The sequence below is a fragment of the Streptomyces kaniharaensis genome (genome assembly GCF_009569385.1).
In the GTDB taxonomy this organism is placed as follows: domain Bacteria; phylum Actinomycetota; class Actinomycetes; order Streptomycetales; family Streptomycetaceae; genus Kitasatospora; species Kitasatospora kaniharaensis.
Genome location: NZ_WBOF01000001.1, coordinates 3733194 through 3757269 on the forward strand (window position 1 = coordinate 3733194; position 24076 = coordinate 3757269).

Here is a 24076-nt window from a genome sequence, read left to right on the forward strand (position 1 = left end):
CGGCTCCGCGCGGCGCGTGCTCAGAGCGCGTGCTTGCGCTGGAGCACGTTGTAGGCGATCCAGCCCGGCAGCACGGGCAGCCAGAAGGTGAGCGCCCGGTAGAGGAAGACCGCCGGGGTGGCGACCGCCGGGGACACGTCGGCGACGGTCAGCGCACCGATCAGGGCGACCTCGACCGGGCCGATCCCGCCCGGGGTGGGGATCGCCGAGCCGGCCGCGTTGGCGGTCAGGAAGACCACCGCGACCGCCGAGAAGCTGACGTCGCCGCCGAAGGCCTGCACCGAGGCGTCGAGGCAGGCGGTGAACGAGAGCGTCAGCAGCAGGATCCCGCCGAACCCGGTGACCAGCTTGCTGGGCGTCTGCATCAGGTCGAGCATCCGCGGCACCACGCCGAAGAACAGCGAGCGCAGCCGGTTCAGCACGAAGCGCCGCAGCGGTGCGACGGCCGCCACCACCAGGGCGAGCACGGCGGCCGTCAGCACACCGATGATCACCGCGCGGGAGGCGGAGAGGTCGCCGTTGGTCTGGCTGCCGGTGATCAGGCCGAAGCTGAACAGCAGCAGCAGGTGCCCGGCCAGGCCCGCCAGCTGGGAGGCGCCGACGGAGGCCACCGCCTGGCCGGAGCGGATGCCGGCCTTCTGCAGGTAGCGGGTGTTGAGCGCGATGCCGCCGATCGCGGCGGGGGCGACCAGCTTGACGAAGGAGCCGGCCAGCTGGGCGGCCACCGTCCGCCGGAACGGCAGCCTCTCCGGCACGAAGCCGGTCAGGCTCATCGCCGCGGCGACGTAGCTGAACGCGGCCGCCGCCAGGGCCGCCGCCGCCCAGGCCCAGTCCATCTGGGAGAGCTTGAGCTGGGCCGGCTTGATGGTGGTGAGCGCCAGGTAGGCGGCGAAGGTGAGCGCGATCACCATGATCAGGCTCTTCGGCTTCAGCCGCTCCAGCTTGGCGGGCTCCATCGGCGCCTCGGGGGCGATCTGCAGGATCTGGCCGCGGATGCGGCTCAGCATGTCCTCGCCGGCCGCCGCTATGTCCTCCTCGGCCTGCTGCTGGGTGCGCTCGCCCGCAGCGACCTGCTCCAGTGCCTTGGCCTGGGCGGCGGCCTTGCGCTCCTTGGTGAGCTTCTTCAGGTCGACCCTGGTGGAGCGGCTCATCCCGACCGGCTGGAGCAGCGGCAGCGCCTGCGCGACCCGGTCGGCGCCGAGCACCGCGTTGGCGGTGGCGACGGCGCGCTCCGGGCCGATCCGCAGCGCGAAGGTGGTGAGGAGCTGGGCGACGTCGATGCGCAGGGTCAGATCGGTGGCCGCGATGTCACCGCCGGAGAGGTTGACCAGGCAGGCCGTCTTCTCGTCCACGACCAGCAGCGACTCGCCGGTGAGGCGGCGGTGGGCGATGCGTCGCTCGTGCAGGGCGGACACCGACTCCCAGAGCGAGGCCATCACCTGGTCGGTGACCTCGTCGTCGGACAGCTCGTCCAGGGTGCGGCCCTCGACGTTCTCGTAGACGAGGATCGCGGCGTCCGGGCCCAGCTCGGAGGTGGCGACCAGCTGCGGCGCGCGGGCCCCGGAGGCCGCCGCGGCGTACGCGATCAGGGCCTCCTGCTCCAGCGCCTGGCGCAGCGACTGGGGGCTGCGCCGGACGGCCACCGAGCGCAGCCGCAGCCGGCGCCAGGCCCGGTAGAAGAAGCCGGAGGCCTGCTGCTCGCGGTCGATGATGTGGACGTCCAGCGGCGGGCCGCTCTGCTGGGCGACGTAGTAGCGGCGGGTGCCGCCGGGCGCGTCCGGGGCGCGGTGGGCGCTCTCCGGGGTGAAGCCGACCTTGCGCAGGCCGATCATCAGGTGCTGGCCGGTGGGCCGGATGTTGGGGGAGCCGATCGCGTACAGCGTGCCGTAGGCGACGGACAGGCCGATCAGGACGGTGAGCAGCAGCGACAGCGGGGTGGTGTAGCCGCCGAGCAGTTCGGTGACCCCGCTGAAGACCACCACCACCCAGAGGGCGACCCGCCAGCGCGGTCTGCTCGACATGCCGACCGCGGTCATGTAGGCGATCACCGGGGCGAGATAGCCGTGCACGGGGTCGGTGAGGGTGCCGTTGCTGTCCAGTGGAAGCCGGGTCAGCGCCTCCCGGATGTGTTCGGAGGCGCCCTCGGCGACCCACCAGTCGACGCCCAGCGAGACGCCGTAGGCCAGCACCGAGGCGAGGACGCCGTCGGCGACCCGCAGGCCGTCGCGTTTGATCAGCCGCTCGACCGCGAAGGCCAGCGGCACGGCGAGCACCGCGACGCTGGAGATCAGACCGGTGACGGTCGACAGCACCGCGGAGAAGCGCGGCGCGTTGGTGGCGATGTCCTGCTCGATGCCGGTGGTGGTCGAGGTCGCGACGCCGGCCAGCACGAAGACGGCGACTATGCCGAAGACGCCGGCGAGGAAGCGGATCAGGTCGGACGGGCGGTGCGCCCGGGCGGCGAGCAGCGGCTCGTCGACGTCCAGGCCCGGGGTGTCGTCCAGCGGATCGTGGAAGGCGGCGAGCGCGCGCTCGGCGGGAGAAGGGGACTCGCCGGCGGGCGCGGGCTCCGGCGCGGGCACCGGCTCCGGGACGGACGCCGGCTCGGCCTCGGGGGCCTGCGCGGGCTCGGGCAGGCGCGTGGCCGCGCCGTCGGCGGGGCCGGTCGGCCGAGGGGTCTTGATCGTCCGGTCCTTGATCAGGGAGACTTCCGGCGTCGGCCCGGGAACGGGCTCTGCGCCGGGACCTGCGGGCATGCGGGCGGCGGACTCGTCGGAGTCCTTGTGCGTGCCCACGTCAGCCGTCCCGGTCATCTGGTCTTGTCCTCGTATCACCACTCACCGCCCCGGAAGATGGTGGCATGCCCCCGACCCCCCGTGCGGGACAGGGGCCGGATCGGGCGCGGCGGATCGTTCGTACCGGGCCGCTATGCGCCTCTGTAAGGAAGGATGCCGCAGGTGACGGACGCTGACGACGACGGCCTCGCGGACGGGCTGCCGCCCTTCGCCGAACTGGTGCTCGACCTGACCGAGCGCATTCCACCCGGCCGGGTGATGACCTACGGGGACGTTGCCGAGTACCTCGGCCAGGGCGGTCCGCGCCAGGTCGGACGGGTGATGGCGCTGTACGGCGGCTCGGTGCCCTGGTGGCGGGTGATCCGCGCCGACGGCCGGTTCCTGCCCGGCCACGAGCAGCGCGCCCTCGCCCACTACGGCGAGGAGGGCACCCCGCTGCGGGAGCTCTCCGACCCGCCCCGGGTGGACCTCCGGCGGGCGCGGTGGGACGGCGGGCAGCCGCATCCGGGGCCGGAAAGATGAGTGGAAAACGCCACACGGACGGGATTGACGGGGCAGGATCGTAGGCTCGATGCGGGCGGGCCCCGGCGGGCCCGCCCGACCATGCCCCCAGTACGACCCCAGGATCTTCCGTGAGCTCCCCCTACCGGCTCGTGCGCAGCCCGCTCGTCCAGCCCGCCCCACCCGTGCTGGACGCGTACCAGCACGCCGTGGCCGAGCACACCGGCGGGCCGCTGCTGGTGCTCGCCGGGCCGGGCACGGGCAAGACCACCACGCTCGTCGAGGCCGTCGCCCGGCGGATCGAACGCGGCACCGACCCGGAGCGGATCCTCGTCCTCACCTTCAGCCGCAAGGCGGCGATGGAACTGCGCGACCGGATGTCCGGCCGCCTCGGCACCTCCGCCGCCCCTCAGGCGACCACCTTCCACTCCTTCTGCTACGCCCTCCTCCGCGCCCACCAGGACCCGCACGAGTACGCCGAGCCACTGCGGCTGCTCTCCGGCCCCGAGCAGGACGTCATGGTCCGCGAACTGCTGGCCGGCGGCGCCGAGGACGCCCGCCTCGGCAGCTCCCGGATCCACTGGCCGCTCGACCTGCGGGCCTGCCTGACCACCCGCGGCTTCGCCGACGAGGTCCGCGCCGTCCTCGCCCGCAGCCGAGAGCTCGGCCTCGGCGAGGCCGAACTGGAGCGCTTCGCCCAGGGCGTCCAGCGCCCCGACTGGGCCGCCGCCGCGCACTTCCTCGCCGACTACCTCGACGTGCTCGACCTGCGCGGCGTCCTCGACTACGCCGAACTCGTCCACCGCGCCGTCCTCCTCGCCGAGCGCCCCGAGGTCGGCGAGGAGCTGCGGCGCCGCTACGAGGTGGTCTTCGTCGACGAGTACCAGGACACTGACCCCTCCCAGGTCCGGCTGCTGCGGCAGCTGGCCGGCGGCGGCCGCGAACTCGTCGCGGTCGGCGACCCCGACCAGTCGATCTACGCCTTCCGCGGCGCCGACATCAACGGCATCCTCGACTTCCCGCAGACCTTCCGGCAGGCCGACGGCAGCCCCGCCGACGTCAAGGTGCTGCGCGTCTCCCGCCGCTCCGGCGCCGTCCTGCTCGCCGCCTCCCGGGAGATCGCCCGGCGGATGCCGATGGGCCGGCTGCCCGCCGACAAACTCGCCCAGCACCGCGCGCTGCTGCCCTCCCGCGAGGGCGGCCGGGTCGAGGTCTACACCTACCCCACGCCCGGCGCCGAGCTGGACTCGATCGCCGACCTGCTGCGCCGCGCCCATCTGGAGGACGGTGTGCCGTGGGGCGAGATGGCCGTCCTGGTCCGGGCCGGCGCCCGCTCCATACCCGGCGTACGGCGGGCGCTCAGCGCCGCCGGCGTCCCGCTGGAGATCGACGGCGACGACCTGCCGCTGCGCGAGGAGCCGGCCGTCGCCCAGCTCCTGCTCGCCCTGCGGGTCTGCGCGGAACAGGCCGCCCGCGACCGGCACGGCGACCTCGACGCCGCCGGCCCGTTCCCCACCGATCCCCTCACCACCGACCTGGCCCACGCCCTGCTCACCGGCCCGCTCGGCGGCCTCGACGGCTCCGACCTGCGCCGCCTCGGCCGCGCCCTGCGCGACGAGGAACGCGCCGCGCTGCGCGCCGACGGCCGCCCCGCCGCCGCCCCGCGCCCGGCCGGCGAGCTGATCCGCGAGGCCCTCGCCGAGCCCGAGCGGCTGATCGCCCTCGACCCCGCGCAGTCCCGGCCCACCCATGCCCGCCGGGCCCGCGACCTCGGCATCCTCCTACGCAAGGTCCGCGAGATGCTGGCCGGCGGCTGCACCGCCGAGGACGCCCTGTGGGCGTTGTGGGACGGCAGCCGCCGCTGGCGCGAACGCCTGGAACGCGCCGCGCTGCGCGGCGGCGCTGCCGGCCGCAACGCTGACCGCGACCTGGACGCACTGTGCGCGCTGTTCGAGACGGCCGCCCGCGCCGAGGAGCAGGTCACCGGCCACCGCAGCGCCCTCGACCTGCTCGCCGAGCTGGAGGCCCAGGACATCGCCGCCGACACTCTCACCGTGCGGACCGTCCGCCCCGAGGCCGTCCGGCTGATGACCGCCCACCGCTCCAAGGGCCTGGAGTGGCGCCTGGTCGTCGTCGCCGGAGTTCAGGACGGCCTCTGGCCCGACCTGCGCCGCCGCGGCTCCCTCCTGGAGGCCGACCGGATCGGCCGCGACGGCCTCGCCGAGCCGCTTTCCCCGGCCGCCCTGCTCGGCGAGGAACGCCGCCTCTTCTACGTCGCCGCCACGAGGGCCAAGGAACGCCTGATCGTCACCGCCGTCAAGGCGCCCGCCGACGACGGCGACGAGCCCTCCCGCTTCCTGCGCGAGCTCTACCGCGAGGACGTCGACCCGAGGACGGGCAAGGTGGTGCGCCGCACCCCGCCCGTCACCGTCGAGGACGTCACCCACCGCCCGCGCCGCCCGCTGTCCGTCCCCGCGCTGGTCGCCGAGCTGCGCGCGGTCACCGTCGACCCCGCCCGCTCGCCCGAGCTGCGCCGGGCCGCCGCCGAACGGCTCGCCACCCTCGCCGCCGCCACCGACGAGGACGGGCTGCCGCTGGTGCCCGCCGCCCAGCCCGACCGCTGGTGGGGCCTGGACGACCCGACCGCCGCCCCCGACCCGCTGCGCAGCGCCGACCTGCCGGTGCGGCTGTCCGGCAGCGGCCTGGAGCAGCTGGAGAACTGCTCGCTGCAGTGGTTCCTGGACAAGGAGGTCAAGGCCCGCGGGGCCGGCTCCGCCGCCCAGGGTTTCGGCAACGTCGTGCACGCGCTCGCCGACGAGGTCGGCTCCGGGCGCACCCCCGCCGACCTCGCCGTGCTGATGGAGCGCCTGGACACCGTCTGGGACGCGCTGGCCTTCGACGCGCCGTGGAAGTCCCACCAGGAGAAGACCGAGGCCCGCGCCGCCCTGGAGCGCTTCCTCAACTGGCACGTGCTGGAGCGCGGCCGGGACGTGGTCGCCACCGAGCACGGCTTCGACGTCACCCTCGACGTGGGGGGCGTCTCGGTGCGCATCCGCGGCTCGATGGACCGCGTCGAGAAGGACGAGGGCGGGCGCGCCTACGTCGTCGACTTCAAGACCGGCAAGCAGATCCCCACCGAGAAGTCGCTGCCCGAGCACAAGCAGCTCGCCGTCTACCAGCTGGCCGTCAGGGCCGGGGCGCTGAACGAGCTGCCCGGCTTCGACCGGCGCCCCCCGGCGACCGGCGGCGCCGAGCTGGTCCACCTGCGCGAGCCCTCCGCCAGGGCCGCCCAGGACGCCCCCAAGGTGCAGCGCCAGGAGCCGCCGGAGGGCGAGCCGTGGATCGAGAACCTGCTCGCCGAGGCCGCGGGCCGGGTCCTCGCCGAGCGGTTCGTCCCGCAGACCGGCGGCGGCTGCGACCGCTGCACCTTCCGCCGCAGCTGCTCCGCCCAGCGGGACGGGGCCCAGTTGGTCGAATGAGGGCTTGTCGGCCGCTCCGGTTAACGTTGCGGGGTGACCGCCGTGCTCAGCCATCCCGACCAGCTCAAGGAGCTGCTGGGCATCCCGTTCAACCGGGAGCAGATGGCGGCCATCGGCGCCCCCCTCGAACCCGCCGTGATCGTCGCCGGCGCCGGCTCCGGCAAGACCACGGTGATGGCGGCCCGGGTGGTCTGGCTGGTCGGCTCCGGCGCCGTCCGGCCCGAGGAGGTGCTCGGCCTCACCTTCACCAACAAGGCCGCCGGCGAGCTCGCCGAGCGCGTACGGGCCGCGCTGCGTCTCGGCGGGCTGGAAGAGCTCCAGGAGATGGGCGGCGGGGAGGCCGGCGCGGAGCCCGTCGGCGAGCCCGAGATCTCCACCTACCACGCCTTCGCCGGCCGCCTCCTCAAGGAGCACGGCCTGCGGATCGGCATCGAGCCCGACGTCCGCCTGCTCGCCGACGCCACCCGGTTCCAGCTCGCTGCCAAGGTGCTGCGCACCGCCCGCGGCCCGTTTCCCGCCCTCACCGGCACCTTCGCCAACCTCGTCGCCGACCTGATCGCCCTCGACGGCGAACTCGCCGAGCACCTCGTCGAGCCGGACGTGCTGCGCGCCCACGACGAGGAGCTGCTGGACACCCTGGCCACCGTCCGGCTCGGCAACGACGACCTGCGGGCCGTCCCGGTCACCGCCCGGGCCCGGCTGGAGCTGCTGCGCCTGGTCGAGGACTACCGGCGCCGCAAGCATGCCGCCGGGCTGATGGACTTCGGCGACCAGGTAGCCGCCGCCGCCCGGCTCGCCCAGCAGCGGCCCGAGGTCGGCGAACTGCTGCGCGGGCAGTACCGGGTCGTCCTGCTCGACGAGTACCAGGACACCTCGGTCGCCCAGCGGCTCATGCTCGCCGGCCTGTTCGGCGGCGGAGCGGGCCACCCCGTCACCGCCGTCGGCGACCCCTGCCAGGCGATCTACGGCTGGCGCGGCGCCTCCGTCGCCAACCTCGACGAGTTCCCCCGGCACTTCCCGCGGGCCGGCGGACGCCCCGCCGCCCGCTACGCGCTCAGCGAGAACCGCCGCAGCGGCGGGCGGCTGCTCGCCTTCGCCAACGACCTCGCCGCGCCGCTGCGCGCGATGCACGAGGGCGTCGAGGCGCTGCGCCCCGCCCCCGGCGCCGAGCAGGACGGCTACGTGCGGGCCGCGCTGCTGCCCACCCACGCCGAGGAGATCGACTGGCTCGCCGACTCGATCGCCCACCTGGTGCGCACCGGCACCGCGCCGGGCCGGATCGCCGTGCTGTGCCGCGGCGGCGCCGCCTTCCCGGACATCCACGCGGCGTTGGTCGCCCGCGAGGTGCCGGTCGAGGTGGTCGGCCTCGGCGGGCTGCTGCAACTGCCCGAGGTGGCCGACCTGGTGGCGGTCTGCGAGGTGCTCCAGGACCCGACCGCCAACGCGGCCCTGGTCCGGCTCCTGATCGGCCCGCGCTGGCGGATCGGCCCGCGCGACCTCGCCCTGCTGGGCCGCCGGGCCGCCGACCTGGTGCGCACCGACCGTCCCGAGGGCGTGGAGGCGCTGGCCGCGGCCGTCGCCGAGACCGACCCGACCGAGGTGGTCTCGCTGGCCGACGCGCTGGAGACGTTCCTCGACGCCCCCTACGCGGAGGAGGGGGCGCAGCCCGACGACCTCCCCTTCTCCGCCGAGGCCCGGGTGCGCTTCGCCCGCCTCGCCCGGGAACTGCGGGACCTGCGCCGCTCGCTCGCCGAGCCGCTGATGGACGTGCTGCACCGGGTGCTCGCCGTCACCGGCCTGGAGGTCGAACTCGCGGCCTCCCCGCAGGCACTGGCCGCGCGCCGCCGGGAGACCCTGCACGCCTTCCTGGACGTCGCCGCCTCCTTCGCCGACCTGGACGGCGATCCCGGTCTGGCCGCCTTCCTCGGCTTCCTGCGCGCGGCCCAGGAGTACGAGCGCGGCCTGGACAGCAGCCTGCCCGGCGGCGAGGACACCGTGAAGGTGCTCACCGCGCACAAGTCCAAGGGCCTGGAGTGGGACGTCGTCGCCGTCCCCGGCCTGGTGAAGGGCGCGTTCCCGTCCGGCACCCCGCGCGAACGCTGGACCAGCACCAAGCGGGTGCTTCCGCACGCCCTGCGCGGCGACGCGGCCACCCTGCCGGACGTACGCGGCGGGTGGAGCAGCAAGTCGATGGCGGCGTTCAAGAAGGAGCTCGCCGAGCACTCCGGCATCGAGGAACTGCGCCTGGGCTACGTCGCGTTCACCCGGCCGCGGTCGCTGCTGCTGGCCTCCGGCCACTGGTGGGGGCCCACCCAGAAGACCGTCCGCGGCCCGTCCGCTTTCCTGGAGCAGCTGCGGGATCACTGCGAGCAGCCCGGCGCCGGGGAGATCGAGCACTGGGCCGAGCAGCCGGAGAAGGGCGCCGCGAACCCGGCGCTGGCCGCGCCGGTGGAACGCCCCTGGCCGCTGCCGCTGGACCCGGCCGCCCAGCACGCCCGCCGCCGGGTCGCCGAGGTGGTGCGCGGCCGCCTCGCCGGGGCGCCCGCCCCCGAGCCCGAGCCGATGGGCGCCGAGGACCGCCGCCAGGTGGAGTCCTGGGACCGCGACCTCGCCGCGCTGCTGGGCGAGTTGGAGCGCTCCCGGCGCAGCGTCCGGGAGGTGCCGCTGCCCGCCGCGCTGTCCGCCACCCAGCTGCTGCGCCTGGCCGCCGACCCGGACGGCTTCGCGCACGACCTGGCCCGGCCGATGCCCCGTCCGCCGCAGCCGGCCGCCCGGCGCGGCACCCGCTTCCACGCCTGGGTGCAGTCCCGGATCGAGCCGCTGCTGCTGATCGAGCCGGGCGCGCTGCCCGGCGCGGACGACGACGGCATCGAGGACGAGCAGGATCTGGAGCGTCTCAAGGAGGCGTTCCTGCGCACCCCGTACGCGGACCGGGCGCCGCACCGGGTGGAGGCGCCGTTCCAGCTGGTGCTGGCGGGCCGGGTGGTGCGCGGCCGGATCGACGCGGTCTACCGCGAAGGTGACGAAACGTCAGCATCCGGTGGTGCGTCACGCTACGAAGTGGTGGACTGGAAGACCCACCGCGAGGAGACCGCCGACCCGCTGCAGCTCGCGATCTACCGGGTCGCCTGGGCCGAGCAGGCGGGCGTCCCCCTGGAGCAGGTCACGGCGTCGTTCCTGTACGTCCGCAGCGGGCGAATCGTCCGTCCGGCAGGACTTCCCGACCGAAAAGAGTTGGAACGGCTCCTGATCGGGAACAGTGAAGAATGAGTCACGGAGAGCATCCAAGTCATCACGGCAAGGGCCGAAACCTGTGCGCCGTGCACGTTTCGCGCCTATTGTGGGGTCGGTAACCGGTCAACCCCCGTACTCCGGCCGCCAGCGACGCCCGCATTCCCTAACCCCCAGTCATCACCGCAGGTGCCCACGGGCATCGGCGTCTTCCGCTGGAGAAACCGAAGTTGAGCGCGACCGGATGGATCAGAGAGCGGTTCACCGGGCCGACCCCGGGACCCGCTCCGGGCGCGACCGGCACCTGGCCGAGGACGGCGCTCGCGCTGCCGTTCATCGGCACGGCGCTGATCGTCGTCCTCGACTACCTCAGTGGCACCGAGGTGACGGTCGAACCCGCCCTCACCGCCGTACCCGCGCTGGCCGCTGTGGTCAGCCATCGCACCTGGTACCCGCTCGCCATCGGCCTGTGCACCGAGGCGGTGGCCTTCCTGATGGCCTTTCGCGGCGACGCGCTCGGCCAGTCGGTGCACGCCGCCAGCGTCGTCGCGATCGTCCTGGTCGCGGCGATCGGCTGGGTCAGCGCCACCCTGCGGCTGCGGCAGGAGAGAGCGCTCGCCGACGCCCAGCTGGTCGCCTCGATCGCCCGTCGGGTGCTGCTGAGACCCGTCCCCGAGCGGGTCGGCACCGTGCGGGCGGCCGTCCACTACGAGGCCGCCGCCGCGCACGCCAGGATCGGCGGCGACCTGTACGAGGTGGTCAACACCCGGCACGGCGTGCGGGCCGTGGTCGGCGACGTGCGCGGCAAGGGCCTCGGCGCGGTGGAGACGGCCGCCGCCGTGCTCGGCGCCTTCCGCGAGGCCGCGCACCAGGAGCCCGCGCTGGACCGGGTGGCCGGCTGGCTGGCCGTCAGCCTCGACCGGGCGCTGCACGAGAACGACCACCCCGGCGTGGAGGAGGAGTTCGTCACCCTGGTGCTGATCGGCGTCGGGCCGGGCGGCGCCGCGGAGATCGTCAACTGCGGGCACCCCGCGCCGCTGCTGCTGCGCGGCCGCGAGGTCCGTCCGCTCGAACTCGCCGAGACGGTACCGCCGCTGGGCGTGCTCGACCCCGCCGACGTCCGCCCGCCGGTGCACCGGGTGGCACTGCAGCCCGAGGACCGGGTCCTGCTGTTCACCGACGGCATGATCGAGGCCCGGGACCGCTCCGGCGCCTTCTACCCGCTCGCCGAACGGTTCCCGAACTGCGCGGACGGCCGCCCCGCGGACGTCCTGCGGCGCCTGCACGAGGACGTCGTGCGCCACGTCGGCCACCAGCTGGGCGACGACGCGGCGATGCTGCTCCTGCAGTACGACCCCGCACCGGCTCCGAACGTCCAACTCCCGCACCAGAACGGCGTCCTGGCGCGCGGGTAGCTACAGCGACACCTCGACCACCAGCGGCCGGTGGTCAGACACCGCGGTGTGCGGCGCCGCCGCCGGGCCCACCGCGGCGCGCGGCACGCCCACCGCCAGCACGTGGTCGAACTGCACCGCCGGGCGGTGCGAGGGGTACGTCGGGGTGCGGGCCAGGTCGTACCAGCCCTGCAGCCGGGCCCGCGGCTCGCGCACCCGGCGCCGCCGCGGCTCGGCCAGGGCCGGCCGGGCCCGCCGCGCCGCCCGCAGCTCCCGCACCCGCACCCGCGGCGCGGTGCGCTCCAGCGCCGTCGCCCCGCCGAGGACGGTCCGCGGCACCGCGCCGACCAGGTTGAAGTCGCCCAGCACCAGGTGCGGCTGCGGCAGGTCCGCGACCCACCGCCGGATGCCGGCCAGCTGCGCCATGTTCCACCCGGGGACGAAGGACAGGTGCGCCGCCACCACCGTGAACGGCCCGCGCTCGCCCTCCAGTACCGCCGCCAGGGCCGCCCGCGGCTCGTCCGGCACCGGGGTCAGCCCGCGCCGCCCGGCCACCCGCAGCGGCAGCCCGAACGGCGCCGGGGCGAACCGGCGGGCCCGCCAGTGCCGCACCGGCAGCCGGGTCAGCAGCGCCGTCCCGTACGAGGGAAGGGCGCCGTCGCCGACCTCGGCCGGCCCGTACACCCGCAGGCCGTTCGGCGCGGCGGGCTCCGGCACCCAGCCCGCCACCGGCGCCGGGCGCCCGTGCAGGGCGGCGGCGAAGCGCCAGTCGGCGGCGCCCATCGCCGTCGCCGCGACGGCCGCCTGGTCGGTGCCGCCGGAGCGGGACTGGTGCCGGTCGACCTCCTGGAGGGCCAGCACGTCGGCGTCCAGTGCGGCCACCGCCCGCGCCAGCGGATCCCCGGCGTCGGACGGGTAGGGCCGCGGGGCGCCGTCCGGCGCGAGCGGCTGACCGTGCAACAGGTTGAAGGTGGCGATGCGCAACTGGCTCACACCGCACGACGGTACCCGCTCGCCGGACGCCGGCGTGCCGCTTGAGCCGGGAGGCTATACCGGGTATACATACTGGGTATGTCCATCCGTCACGGTCTGCTCGCCCTGCTCGACCAGGGCCCGCGCTACGGCTACCAGCTGCGCACCGAGTTCGAGGCGCGCACCGGCGCCACCTGGCCGCTCAACGTCGGGCAGGTCTACACCACGCTGTCCCGGCTGGAACGGGACGGCCTGGTCGAGCCCGCCGGGGAGGACGACGAGGGCCACCAGTTCTACGCCGTCACCGACGCCGGCCGGGCCGAACTGCGGTCCTGGTTCGACACCCCGGTACCCCGGACCAACCCGCCGCGCGACGAACTGGCGATCAAGCTCGCCATGGCGGTCACCGTCCCCGGCGTGGACGTCGCCGCGGTCGTCCAGGGCCAGCGCCGGCACAGCATCAAGGCGCTCCAGGACTACACCCGGCTCAAGGGCCGGGCCCTGGCCGGGGAGCCGAGGTCCGGCGCCGCCGGCTCCGCCCCCGCCGGCAGCGACCTCGCCTGGCTGCTCGTCCTCGAACAGCTGATCTTCCAGACCGAGGCCGAGATCCGCTGGCTCGACCACTGCGAGACCCGCCTCGCCCAGCAGGCCGAGGTCCAACAGGCAGGGGCCGCCCAGGCGGCCCCCGAGGCGCCGACCGCACCCCGCCGGCTCGGCCGCCGGTCGCGGGCCTAGCCCGCACGACAGGAACCACCGGCCCGGGCCCGCCGAGGCGCCGGGCCCAGAACAGCAGGGGGAAGTGTGTCCCACACCGATCGGACCGGGAGCCGCGGCCACCAGGCCGTGCTGCACCTGGACAACGTCAGCCGGGTCCACGGGCACGGCGCGGCAGAGGTGCACGCGCTGCGCGGGGTGGACCTCCAGGTCCACGCCGGCGAGTTCGTCGCCGTGATGGGCCCGTCCGGGTCCGGCAAGTCCACCCTGCTCACCCTCGCGGGCGGACTGGACGCCCCGACCAGCGGCCAGGTCCTCGTCGAAGGCGTCGTGCTGGGCGGCCTCAGCCGCAAGAGGCTCGCCGAGGTCCGCCGCCGCTCGGTCGGCTACGTCTTCCAGGACTACAACCTGATACCGGCGCTGACCGCGGCCGAGAACATCGCGCTCCCGCGCGAGCTCGACGGCGTCTCCACCCGCGCCGCCCGTCGCGAGGCGCTCGCCGCGCTGGAGGAACTCGGCATCCGCGAGCTCGCCGACCGCTTCCCGGACGACATGTCCGGCGGTCAGCAGCAGCGCGTCGCCATCGCCCGGGCGCTGATCGGCGACCGCCGGCTGGTGCTGGCCGACGAGCCCACCGGCGCCCTCGACTCGACCACCGGCGAGGCCGTCCTCGCCGTCCTGCGCGCCCGCTGCGACGCCGGCGCCGCCGCGATGATGGTCACCCACGAGGCGCGGCACGCCGCCTGGGCCGACCGCGTGGTCTTCCTGCGCGACGGGCACATGGTCGACGAGAGCGTCAGCCAGGACGCCGCCAGCCTCCTCGTCACCGCCGCCACCAACAGCGTGAAGGGCCCGGTGGCGGAGTGAAGGCCAGCGCCTGGCGGGTCGCCCTGCGCATCGCCCGCCGCGACGCCCTGCGCGCCAAGGGCCGCAGCGCCCTGGTGATCGCCATGGTCGCGCTGCCCGTCCTCGGCGTCACCGGCGCCGACGTCGTCTTCCGCAGCGCCGAACTCGACCCCGGCGAACGCGTCGTCCGCGTCATGGGCCAAGCCGACGGCCTGCTCCAGATGGCGGAGCGCGGCGCGATCGTGGTCCAGGCCCCGGACCCGGAGGAGGGCTACCGCACCGCCGACGACCACGCGCAGCCGAAGGGTGCCGCCAAGCCGCCGGCCACCCCGGAGCAGCGGCGCAGCCTCGAAACCCCGCCCGACGAGCTCGCCCGGCAGCTGCTCCCGCAGGGCAGCGTCCTGGTCCCCGAGCGACAGGGCCCGTACACCGCGACCAGCACCGCCCAGGGCCTGCTCAACGTGCGGACCGTCGAGGCCGACCTGACCGACCCGGTCTGGCACGGCCGGATCAACCTGGTGAAGGGCCGGGCCCCGGGCGCGGGCCACGAGGTTGCCGTCACCCAGGACTTCCTGGACCGGTCCGGCCTGCACGTCGGCGACCGGACCGCCGTTCGCGGACTGGAGTCCCTCCCCTTCACCATCACCGGCGTCGCCGAGTACCCGGGCGCCCTGAACGCCACGGCGCTGATCGCGCGGCCCGGTGCCCTGCTCGACCCGCTGGCCGCGCTGCCCGGCGCCGCCGAGCGCGACCGCGGCGGCTCGACCGACCCGGTCCGCTGGCTGGTCAAGCTGCCCGCCGGTGCGGTGCTCGACTGGCCCAAGGTGACCGAGTTCAACAAGTTCGGCTTCACCCTCGCCTCGCGCACCGTCGTGCTCGACCCGCCGGCCCGCTCGCAGGTGCCGTACTACCTGGAGGAGGACCACAACAGCGCGGGCGGCAGCTACTTCGACCGCACCACCGTCGTCATCCTGGCCACCGTGGTCGGCATGGCCCTGCTGGAGATCGTCCTCCTCGCGGGCCCCGCCTTCGCCGTCGGCGCCCGGCGCTCGCGACGGCAGCTCGGCCTGATCGCCGCCGGCGGCGGTGACCGTAGCCACGTCCGCGGCGTGGTGCTCGGCGGCGGCGTGGTCCTCGGGCTCACCGGCGCGGCGATCGGCCTCGGCCTGGGCGTCGTCCTGGTCGCGCTGCTGCGCACCCGGGCCGAGGAGTCCTCCGGCCAGCGCTTCGGCCACTTCGACGTGCAGCCGCTCGACCTGCTCGGCGTGCTCGCCATCGGCCTGGTCACCGGCCTGCTCGCGGCCGTCGTGCCCGCCGTCCAGGCCTCCCGCCAGGAGGTCGTGGCGGCGCTCACCGGCCGCGACTCGCTGAAGGCGCCGAGCCGCAGGCTCGCGCTGCTCGGCGTGGTGATGGTCGCCGGCGGCGCCGCGCTGGCGCTGCTCGGCGCGACCAGCGGCATCGGCCGCAGCCTGTCCGTCCTCGGCGGATCGGTGGTCGCCGAGCTCGGCATGGTGGCCCTGACGCCGTACCTGGTCGGCCTGTACGGCCGGGTCGGCCGCTGGCTGCCGCTCGGTCCCCGCCTCGCACTGCGCGACTCGGTGCGCCACCGCGGCCGTACCGCGCCCGCCGTCGCCGCGGTGATGGCCGCCGTGGCCGGCTCGGTCGCGGTCTCCGTCTACCTCGCCAGCAGCGACGAGCAGGCCCGCCGCGACTACGTCGCCTCCGGTCCGGCGAACGCCGTCATGCTCGGCGCGGGCTGGGGCGCCGGCGCCGACGGAACGCTGCTGCCGCAGATGCGCGGCTCCCTCGAGCGGGACCTCCCCGCCCTCGGCCAGCGTGCCGACGTCCAGCAGGCCCACTACCTCAGCGGCTGCAGGGTGGACAGCGAGTGCGGGACCATCGCGGTCGTGAAGCCGAAGGAGCTGCGCTGCCCGCTCGACGACCAGGAACCCGCGGCCATGACCATCGCGGAGCACAACCGGCTGCGCCGGGCGGACCCGCGGTGCGCCGAGGAACGCTCCTGGGGCGCCCACTACGGGACCCTGCCGATCGGTGACGCCACCCTGCTGCACAACCTCTACGGGGTCGCCGACCCGGCCCCGGGCCAGGCGCTCGCGGCGGGCAAGGCCGTGGTCTTCGACCCGGCCTACCTCAAGGACGGGAAGGTGATCCTCCAGGTCACCGAGCCCCTCAAGGGCGGCCCCCGCGACGTGCACCACCCGGTCGTCCACGAGATCACCGTGGACGCGGTGCTGGCCTCGGCCGTCCTGCCGTCCGCCGGCCAGGCCGTGATCAGCCCGGACACCGCGCACCGGCTCGGCTTCTCCACCGTCGACGCCGGCTCCGTCTGGCTGCCCGACGCCGCCCCCTCGGACGGCGTCGAGCAGAAGGCCAGGGGCGCGCTCGCCAAGCTCGCCGACCACGTCACCTTCGACGTTGAGCGCGGCTACCACTCCAGGGACAACCTGATCACCCTGGGCCTGTCCGGGTTCGCGGCCCTGGTCGCGCTCGGTGCGTCCGGGATCGCCACCGGCCTCGCCGCCGCCGACTCCCAGCGCGACCTGGCCACCCTCGCGGCGGTCGGCGCAGCGCCCCGGATCCGGCGTTCGCTGTCCGGCTTCCAGTGCGGGGTGATCGCGGCGATGGGCACCCTGCTCGGTGTGGTCTGCGGCATCGTCCCGGCGGTGGCCCTGCGCAAGATCGAGGCCCTGGCCACGGCGGCCGACGGGCCGACAGTCCACGCAGTGGTGGTCTTCCCCTGGCTCCACATCGGGCTCACCGTGGTCGTCCTGCCGCTGCTCGCGGCGGGCCTGGCGGCCCTGCTCACCCGCTCGCGGATGACACTGGCGCGCCGCTCGGCCTGACCCCCGGGCCCTGTGACCCACCCCCGGCCGCGACCCCCGTGCGGCCGGGGGTGACGCGCGTCCGGGGCCGGGGGTGACGGAGGTTACAGCCCTGGGAGCCCCCGGCAGCCGGACGGCCGGGGCGGGCACCCGCATGGGCGAACTACAGTCGTCGGTATGACGAGAACCCCGGACAGCGTCGTCCGTTCCTACATCGAACAGCACCAGGCCGCGTTCCTGGCCGACCTCTCCGACTGGCTGCGGATCCCCTCGGTCTCCGCCGACCCGGCCCGCTCCGGGGACGTGCGGCGCTCCGCCGAGTGGCTGGCCGCCAAGCTGCGCGACACCGGCTTCCCGGTGGCCGAGGTGTGGGAGACGGACGGCCTGCCGGCGGTCTTCGCCGAGTGGCACTCCGGGGACTCGTCCGCGCCGACCGTCCTGGTGTACGGGCACCACGACGTGCAGCCCGCCGCCAAGGAGGACGGCTGGGCCACCGAGCCGTTCGAGCCGACCGTGATCGGCAAGCAGCTGTTCGCCCGCGGCGCGGCGGACGACAAGGGGCAGGTCTTCTTCCACACCCTCGGCGTGCGCGCCCACTTGGCCGCCACCGGCCGCACCGCGCCGGCCGTCAACCTCAAGCTGCTGATCGAGGGTGAGGAGGAGTCCGGCTCGCCGCACTTCGCAGACCTGGTCCGGCGCGAGGCCGAGCGGCTGGCCGCCGACGTGGTGATCATCTCGGACACCGGCATGTGGTCCGAGACCACGCCGACCGTCTGCACCGGCATGCGGGGCCTCGCCGACGCCCAGATCGACCTGTACGGCCCGGACACCGACATCCACTCCGGCTCCTTCGGCGGCGCCGTCCCCAACCCGGCGGCCGTCGCGGCCGAGCTGGCCGCCGCCCTGCACGACGCCGACCGGCGGGTCGACATCCCGGGCTTCTACGACGGCGTGATCGAGCTGACCGACCGTGAGCGCGAGCTGTTCGCCGAGCTGCCCTTCGACGAGGCGCAGTGGCTCAAGGTCGCCAAGTCGTACGGCACCCGCGGCGAGGCCGGCTACTCCACCCTGGAGCGGATCTGGGCCCGCCCGACCGCGGAGGTCAACGGCATCTGGGGCGGCTACACCGGCCCCGGCGGCAAGACCATCGTCCCGGCGTCCGCGCACCTCAAGCTGTCCTTCCGGCTGGTCGCCGGGCAGGAGGTGGAGAAGGTCCGCGAGGCCGTCCGGGCCTGGGTGGCCGCGCGGGTGCCCGAGGGCATCCGGTACGAGCTGGTCTTCCCGGGCGCGACCCGGCCCTGCCTGACCCCGCTGGACCACCCGGCGCTGGAGTCGACCGTGCGCGCGATGGGGCGGGCCTTCGAGCAGCGGATCCTCTTCACCCGCGAGGGCGGCTCCGGCCCGGCGGCGGACCTGCAGGACGTGCTCGGCGCGCCGGTGCTCTTCCTCGGCATCTCGGTGCCCTCGGACGGCTGGCACTCGGTCGACGAGAAGGTCGAGCTGGACCTGCTGGCCAAGGGTGTGGAGACCGCCGCCTACCTGTGGGGCGACCTGGCCGAGAACTTCCGGCCCGGCGCGTGAGCGAGCGCAGCGAGCGCAGCGAGCTCGTCGTCGAGAGGTGCGCGTTGCGCGAAGCGCCCGCCGAGCGAAGCGAAGTCGGCGCATCGCGCAAGCGCACCATGGCAGTCAGATCACTCATCCAGATCACTCGTCCGGATGATTCATCACGTGGGGATGGAACGAAGTGAGCACCGTGCCTGAGACCGAACGCCCACTGCACCTGGCACTGGCCCGGGCCGGAGTGGACCGGGCGGCCGAGCACCGGTTCGACGAGCCCTGGCTGGCGGCCGCGTGGAGCCACCCGACCACCCGGGTGCTGCCGATCGCCGGCGGCGAGGCGTTCGTGGTCGACACCGACCAGGGCACCGAGCTGGTCCTGCTGCCCTCCTTCGAGGCGCCGCAGACCGGCGACCGGTACTTCCTCGGCACCGACGACGACGGCGTCTCGTACTTCGCGCTGGCCGGCGAGAGCCTGCCCGGGCGGCTGGACGGCGACGCCCGTCCGGCGGGGCTGCGCGAGGTCGGCGCCCTGCTGTCCGACCGGGACGCCGGGCTGCTGGTGCACGCCGTGGCGCTGGAGCACTGGCACCGGCTGCACAGCTTCTGCTCGCGCTGCGGGCACCCGACCGAGAAGGCCGGCGCCGGGCACGTGCGGCGCTGCACCTCCTGCGCGGCCGAGCACTACCCGCGCACCGACCCGGCGGTGATCATGGTCATCACCGACGAGCAGGACCGCTGCCTGCTCGGCCGCCAGGCGCTGTGGCCGGAGGGCCGCTGGTCCACGCTGGCCGGCTTCGTCGAGCCGGGGGAGTCGATCGAGCAGGCGGTCGCCCGCGAGGTCCACGAGGAGGCCGGGGTCCGGGTCGGCGAGGTGCGCTACGTTGCCAGCCAGCCGTGGCCGTTCCCGTCCAGCCTGATGCTCGGCTTCCTGGGCCGGGCGCTGCCGGGCGGCACCGAGATCACGGTGGACGGCGAGGAGCTGGCCGAGGCGCGCTGGTTCTCCCGCGAGGAGCTGCGGGCCGGGATGGAGGCGGGGGAGATCCTGCCGCCGTCCGGTATCTCGATCGCGCGTCACCTCGTCGAGCTCTGGTACGGCGAACCGCTGCCGTCCGCGGCGCGCTGGTAATTCCCGACCGCCCGATTCCGCGAATGGGGGCGTGCGGCTTGTGTCGCGCGCCCCCATTTCCCTTTTCACCCCCTCACCGGCCCGGCCGCTGCGGGACGTTCGTAGGCGGACGGGCCGCAGTCGGCACAGCCGCACGAGACGCGGCGTGCGCCGTCGACCCGCACGGACGACATTGCCGGAAACCGCTGAAACCGCATCACCCCGCTCGCTACATTCACTCGGGTGACAATCCCACGGGGCACCGCCCAATCCCCCAAATACCAGCGCCTCGCCGCCGACCTGCGCCGCCGGATCGCCGAGGGCGAGTTCACCGCCGACGCCGCCCTGCCGGTCGAGAGCGAACTGGAACGCCAGTACGGAGTCGCCCGCAACACCGTCCGGCTGGCCGTCGACGTCCTGGTCAACGAAGGGCGGCTGGTCCGCCTCCAGGGCAAGGGCACCTACCTGCGGGAACACCCCGTCCTGGACCACCGCGCCTACGGCCCCTCGCTGCCCCCCGCCCCGCGCGACTGCCTGGCCGTCCCCACCGCCGTCTACCTCGGCGAGGCCGCCGAGGCCGGCCGGGAACTCGGCACCGACTTCGAGATGATGATCGTCCGCGCCCGCGTCGACATCGCCGAACGGCTCGGACTGCGCCCCGGCGAGGCCATCGTGGTCCGCCGCCAGCTGCGCATGCTCGACCGCGAGCCGTACTCGATCGAGGAGAGCCACTACCGGGCCGGCCTCGCCGCCGGCACCCCGCTGATGGAACCCGACCCCGTCGAGGGTGGCGACGAGGCCGTGCTGGCCGCCCTCGGCCGCACCGAGATCGGTGCCGTCGACCACCTGGTGGCCCGGATGCCCGGCCCGGAGGAGGCCCAGTGGTTCCAGGGCGGCCCGGGCGTGCCGCTCATGGTCCAGACCCGCGTCACCTACGACCGGCGCGGGCCCGTCCGGGTCATCGAGACCCGCTACTCGGCCGACCGCAGCCGGCTCGTCTACGGCGTCGGCGACCTCGGCGCGCGCACCACCCTGCCCGCACCCGCCGCGCCCGTCGACCCGGCCCCGGCCGACGCGCCCTGACGCGCGCCGGCCCGGGGCCCGCCGGCTCAGCCCACCAGGGCCTTCTTGACCTGCATCAGGCTCGGGTTGGTCATGACGACCTGCTCGCCGCCGCCCTCCGGCGTCACCAGGACCGTCGGCACCGTCTGGTTGCCGTTGTTGACGGACTCGACGAAGGACGCCGACGCCGGGTCCTCCTCGATGTTGATCTCGGTGTAGCCGATGCCTTCACGGTCCAGCTGGCTCTTGAGCCGGTTGCAGTACCCACACCAGGTCGTGCTGTACATCGTCACGCTGCCGGACATCGAGGGGGCTCCTTCGGAGAGGGGTCGTACGGTCTCTGGACGCAACGTCCGCCGGGCGGCGGTCATTCCGGCCGGCAGGGCCAGGCAGGCTCCAGGTGCCGGGAGAGCTCCGGGTACCGGAAGGCTCCGGCTGCCGGGAAGGCTCCAGGGAAGCAGAGCGATCATCCTGCGATCACACCGGGCCTGTGGACAACCCCGCCCCGGTTGTCCCACCGGGCTGAGAGGATGGAACGCATGCAGGAAGACCTCTTGAGCGGCAGCCCCGTCGACGGCCACCACGGCTCCCCCTGGGCCGACCCCGCGGCCGCCACGGGCCCCGACGCCGTGCTCGCCGGGCTCGACCCCGAACAGCGCGCCGTCGCCACCGCCCTGCACGGGCCCGTCTGCGTCCTCGCCGGCGCCGGCACGGGCAAGACCCGCGCCATCACCCACCGCATCGCCTACGGCGTGCGCAGCGGCGTCTACCAACCCCAGCAGGTCCTCGCCGTCACCTTCACCGCCCGCGCCGCCGGCGAGATGCGCGGCCGGCTGCGCCAGCTCGGCGCCGACGGCGTCCAGGCCCGCACCTTCCACGCCGCCGCCCTGCGTCAGCTCCAGTACTTCTGGCCCCGCGCCGTCGGCGGCCCCGTGCCCCAGCTGCTCGAACGCAAGGTCCAGCTCGTCGCCGAAGCCGCCGGCCGCTGCGGCCTGCGCGTCCAGCGCACCGAACTGCGCGATCTCACCGCCGAGATCGAATGGGCCAAGGTCACCCAGATCGGCCCCGACGACTACCCCGCCGCCGTCCAGAAGTCCGGCCGCGAAGCCCCCCGCGACCCGGCCGAGACCGCCCAGGTCTACCGCGTCTACGAGGAGACCAAGAGCCGCCGCGGCGTCATCGACTTCGAGGACGTCCTGCTGCTCACCGCCGCCGTCCTGGAGGACCGGCCCGACATCGCCGACCAGGTCCGCGCCCAGTACCGGCACTTCACCGTCGACGAGTACCAGGACGTCTCCCCCCTCCAGCAGCGCCTGCTCGACCAGTGGACCGGCCCCGGCGGCGGCGCCAGCCTCTGCGTCGTCGGCGACGCCAGCCAGACCATCTACTCCTTCACCGGCGCCACCCCCGACTACCTGCTCAACTTCCGCACCCGCCACCCCGAGGCCACCGTCGTCAAACTGGTCCGCGACTACCGCTCCACCCCGCAGGTCGTCCACCTCGCCAACGGACTCCTCGCCCAGGCCCGCGGCGAGGCCGCCCGGCACCGCCTCGAACTCGTCTCCCAGCGCGAGGCCGGCCCCGAACCCGTCTACACCGAGTACGAGGACGAACCCACCGAGGCCGAGACCACCGCCCGCCGGATCAAGGACCTCCTCGCCGCCGGCGTCCGCGCCAGCGAGGTCGCCGTCCTCTTCCGCACCAACGGCCAGTCCGAGGTCTACGAACAGGCCCTCGCCGACCTCGGCATCCCCTACCAGCTCAAGGGCGCCGAACGGTTCTTCGAACGCCCCGAGGTCCGCGACGCCGGCGTCCTCCTGCGCGGCGCCGCCCGCGCCGCCTCCGACCCGCTCACCGACGGCGCCCCCGACCTCGCCGGCCAGGTCCGCGCCGTCCTCGCCAGCCGCGGCTTCACCCCCGAACCACCGACCGGCTCGGGCGCCGTCCGCGACCGCTGGGAATCCCTCGCCGCCCTCGTCCGGCTCGCCGAGGAATTCGAACGCTCCCGCGCCGCCGCGGGCCTCGGCGCCGACCTCGCCGCCTACGTCACCGAACTCGACGCCCGCGCCGCCGCACAGCACGCCCCCGCCGTCGAAGGCGTCACCCTCGCCTCCCTGCACGCCGCCAAGGGCCTCGAATGGGACGCCGTCTTCCTCGTCGGCCTGACCGAAGGCACCCTGCCGATCATCTACGCCAAGACCGACGAACAGATCGAGGAGGAACGCCGCCTCCTCTACGTCGGCGTCACCCGCGCCCGCAAGCACCTCTCGCTCTCCTGGGCCCTCGCCCGCTCCCCGGGCGGCCGGGCCGGCCGCAAGCCCAGCCGCTTCCTGGACGGGCTGCGCCCCGGCTCCGCCGCGCCCGGCGCACGCACCGGCGGGCGGGGCGCGCGCGGGGGCGTCGAACCCGGCGAGCGCGCCGCCGGACGGAAGGTCCGCGGACCGGTCACCTGCCGGGTCTGCGAGCGCGTCCTCACCGACGCCGTCGAACGCAAGCTGCGCCGCTGCGAGAGCTGCCCGTCCACCATGGACGAGGCGCTGTACGAGCGGCTGCGCGAGTGGCGGGCCCGGCAGGCCCGCAAGCAGGGCGCGCCGGCCTACGTCGTGTTCACCGACGCGACGCTCATGGCGATCGCCGAGGACGTGCCCGCGAACCGGCGGGAACTGGCGGTGATCTCGGGGGTCGGCGCGATGAAACTGGACAAGTACGGCGCCGCCGTGCTCTCGTTGTGTGCGGGGGAGGAGCCCGAGGAGGAACCGGACGGCGTCGAGGACGACGGTTCGGTCGAACCGGCGTGAGCCGGTCCGGGCGCGGTCCATGGGGCCGCTCGGGGGACTTCTGAACGCGTCGCGGAACTCGCCGTGAAAAATAGTTTGCGCGGCATACCGGGAGCGCAATAGCCTGCCGGAGCGGTCAAGGGGACGCGGTCGCACGGGGTGACGCCTGTGCCTGCTCTCCTGTGCCCAACAGCTTCACAGCTTCACCGAGACAGACATCCGAACATTCGGAGCCGAGGGAACCCAGCTCCGCGAGACGCCGAGAGGAGGCGAAGACAGTGGAAAACATCATGATCACCAAAATGACTGGCCAGACCGTTGTCGCCGCCTCCCTGCGTGCCGCCCGCCTGCGGGCGTTCGCCGAGCTCGGTGGAACCGGTCTGGGTCTCGACACCACCGGTGTCTCCGTCGTCCCCGCCGCCGCTGTCAGTGGTCCTGGACACACTGATCTCTGTGTCGCGGGTGGCAGGAGCGTCGAAGGCACCTCGGTCGAGACCGGTCTGTCCCGCGACTGGGCGTCGTTCGGCACGCCGCGCTCCCTGCGCGACGAGCGACCGACCCAGGCACCGAAGGCGGTCGTAGCCGCAGCAACGCATGGCGGCTATGCGCAGGTCATCGGTGCCGGAAACCCCCAGAAGCAGAACGAGCAGCAGATTAACCAGGCCATGGCCGCCTTCATCGGTGCCAAGGCCATCCGGATGCGGGCCTTCCGCGGGCCTGAACCCTGGAGAGAACGAACCTGAGCCAACCTCAGGTCGGCACCTCCAGGGCCGCGGAACCCGTCACACCGGGATCCG

15 protein-coding genes are annotated in these 24076 nt (G+C 74.6%); 12 read left to right on the forward strand and 3 right to left on the reverse strand.

Going from position 1 to position 24076, the window contains the following annotated elements:
• Nucleotides 1-20 precede the first annotated feature (20 nt).
• The gene (locus F7Q99_RS16915) at nucleotides 21-2813 is read right to left on the reverse strand and encodes a flippase-like domain-containing protein (protein WP_230210245.1); all 2793 of its coding nucleotides are present in this window, start codon (nucleotides 2811-2813) and stop codon (nucleotides 21-23) included.
• Between the two features lie 135 nt (nucleotides 2814-2948).
• Between F7Q99_RS16915 and F7Q99_RS16920 the strand changes: the two genes are divergently transcribed.
• The 4 genes from F7Q99_RS16920 to F7Q99_RS16935 all read left to right on the forward strand — a co-directional run bounded on the left by F7Q99_RS16920 (nucleotide 2949) and on the right by F7Q99_RS16935 (nucleotide 11421).
• Nucleotides 2949-3317, forward strand: coding sequence for an MGMT family protein (locus F7Q99_RS16920; RefSeq protein WP_153462450.1), 369 nt, complete (start codon nucleotides 2949-2951; stop codon nucleotides 3315-3317).
• Nucleotides 3318-3427: 110 nt separating this feature from the next.
• Nucleotides 3428-6775, forward strand: coding sequence for an ATP-dependent helicase (locus F7Q99_RS16925; protein WP_326846756.1), 3348 nt, complete (start codon nucleotides 3428-3430; stop codon nucleotides 6773-6775).
• Between the two features lie 33 nt (nucleotides 6776-6808).
• Nucleotides 6809-10045, forward strand: coding sequence for an ATP-dependent DNA helicase (locus F7Q99_RS16930; protein ID WP_326846757.1), 3237 nt, complete (start codon nucleotides 6809-6811; stop codon nucleotides 10043-10045).
• A gap of 191 nt (nucleotides 10046-10236) precedes the next feature.
• On the forward strand, nucleotides 10237-11421 hold the full coding sequence (locus F7Q99_RS16935) for a PP2C family protein-serine/threonine phosphatase (protein ID WP_153462452.1): 1185 nt from the start codon (nucleotides 10237-10239) through the stop codon (nucleotides 11419-11421).
• Here the strand turns inward: F7Q99_RS16935 and F7Q99_RS16940 are convergent, their stop codons facing one another.
• Nucleotides 11422-12393 carry an endonuclease/exonuclease/phosphatase family protein gene (locus F7Q99_RS16940; protein WP_326846758.1) on the reverse strand — a complete coding sequence of 324 codons (972 nt, stop codon included), beginning with the start codon at nucleotides 12391-12393 and terminating at the stop codon, nucleotides 11422-11424.
• A 78-nt stretch (nucleotides 12394-12471) separates the two neighbouring features.
• Between F7Q99_RS16940 and F7Q99_RS16945 the strand changes: the two genes are divergently transcribed.
• From F7Q99_RS16945 to F7Q99_RS43175, 6 genes are all read left to right on the forward strand, one after another.
• Nucleotides 12472-13107: a PadR family transcriptional regulator gene (locus F7Q99_RS16945; protein ID WP_153462454.1), complete on the forward strand. Its 636-nt coding sequence runs from the start codon at nucleotides 12472-12474 to the stop codon at nucleotides 13105-13107.
• A 66-nt stretch (nucleotides 13108-13173) separates the two neighbouring features.
• Nucleotides 13174-13953, forward strand: coding sequence for an ABC transporter ATP-binding protein (locus F7Q99_RS16950; protein ID WP_326846759.1), 780 nt, complete (start codon nucleotides 13174-13176; stop codon nucleotides 13951-13953).
• On the forward strand, nucleotides 13950-16796 hold the full coding sequence (locus F7Q99_RS16955) for an FtsX-like permease family protein (protein WP_153462456.1): 2847 nt from the start codon (nucleotides 13950-13952) through the stop codon (nucleotides 16794-16796). Before F7Q99_RS16950 ends, F7Q99_RS16955 begins: the two co-directional genes overlap by 4 nt.
• 156 nt (nucleotides 16797-16952) lie before the next feature.
• Nucleotides 16953-18356 (forward strand): dipeptidase, encoded by a 1404-nt coding sequence (locus F7Q99_RS16960; protein ID WP_153462458.1) that lies wholly within the window; start codon nucleotides 16953-16955, stop codon nucleotides 18354-18356.
• A 163-nt stretch (nucleotides 18357-18519) separates the two neighbouring features.
• Nucleotides 18520-19461 carry an NAD(+) diphosphatase gene (gene nudC / locus F7Q99_RS16965; RefSeq protein ID WP_326846760.1) on the forward strand — a complete coding sequence of 314 codons (942 nt, stop codon included), beginning with the start codon at nucleotides 18520-18522 and terminating at the stop codon, nucleotides 19459-19461.
• A gap of 222 nt (nucleotides 19462-19683) precedes the next feature.
• A complete protein-coding gene (locus tag F7Q99_RS43175) occupies nucleotides 19684-20523 on the forward strand; it encodes a GntR family transcriptional regulator (protein WP_153462460.1) in 840 nt (279 codons plus the stop codon).
• Nucleotides 20524-20549: 26 nt separating this feature from the next.
• Here F7Q99_RS43175 and F7Q99_RS16975 read toward each other — a convergent pair whose 3' ends face one another.
• On the reverse strand, nucleotides 20550-20807 hold the full coding sequence (locus F7Q99_RS16975; protein WP_153462462.1) for a mycoredoxin: 258 nt from the start codon (nucleotides 20805-20807) through the stop codon (nucleotides 20550-20552).
• A 225-nt stretch (nucleotides 20808-21032) separates the two neighbouring features.
• On the opposite strand from F7Q99_RS16975, the gene F7Q99_RS16980 reads away from it, so the two are divergent.
• Nucleotides 21033-23300: an ATP-dependent DNA helicase UvrD2 gene (locus F7Q99_RS16980; RefSeq protein ID WP_153462464.1), complete on the forward strand. Its 2268-nt coding sequence runs from the start codon at nucleotides 21033-21035 to the stop codon at nucleotides 23298-23300.
• Between the two features lie 257 nt (nucleotides 23301-23557).
• Nucleotides 23558-24022 carry a hypothetical protein gene (locus F7Q99_RS16985; protein WP_153462466.1) on the forward strand — a complete coding sequence of 155 codons (465 nt, stop codon included), beginning with the start codon at nucleotides 23558-23560 and terminating at the stop codon, nucleotides 24020-24022.
• Nucleotides 24023-24076 lie beyond the last annotated feature (54 nt).

Bases quoted from the DNA above. Each gene is read 5' to 3' on its own strand.
- F7Q99_RS16915 (WP_230210245.1), bottom strand. From the start codon at position 2,813: ATGACCGGGACGGCTGACGTGGGCACGCACAAGGACTCCGACGAGTCC.
- F7Q99_RS16920 (WP_153462450.1), top strand. From the start codon at position 2,949: ATGCCGCAGGTGACGGACGCTGACGACGACGGCCTCGCGGACGGGCTG.
- F7Q99_RS16945 (WP_153462454.1), top strand. From the start codon at position 12,472: ATGTCCATCCGTCACGGTCTGCTCGCCCTGCTCGACCAGGGCCCGCGC.
- F7Q99_RS16960 (WP_153462458.1), top strand. From the start codon at position 16,953: ATGACGAGAACCCCGGACAGCGTCGTCCGTTCCTACATCGAACAGCAC.
- F7Q99_RS16975 (WP_153462462.1), bottom strand. From the start codon at position 20,807: ATGTCCGGCAGCGTGACGATGTACAGCACGACCTGGTGTGGGTACTGC.
- F7Q99_RS16980 (WP_153462464.1), top strand. From the start codon at position 21,033: ATGGAACGCATGCAGGAAGACCTCTTGAGCGGCAGCCCCGTCGACGGC.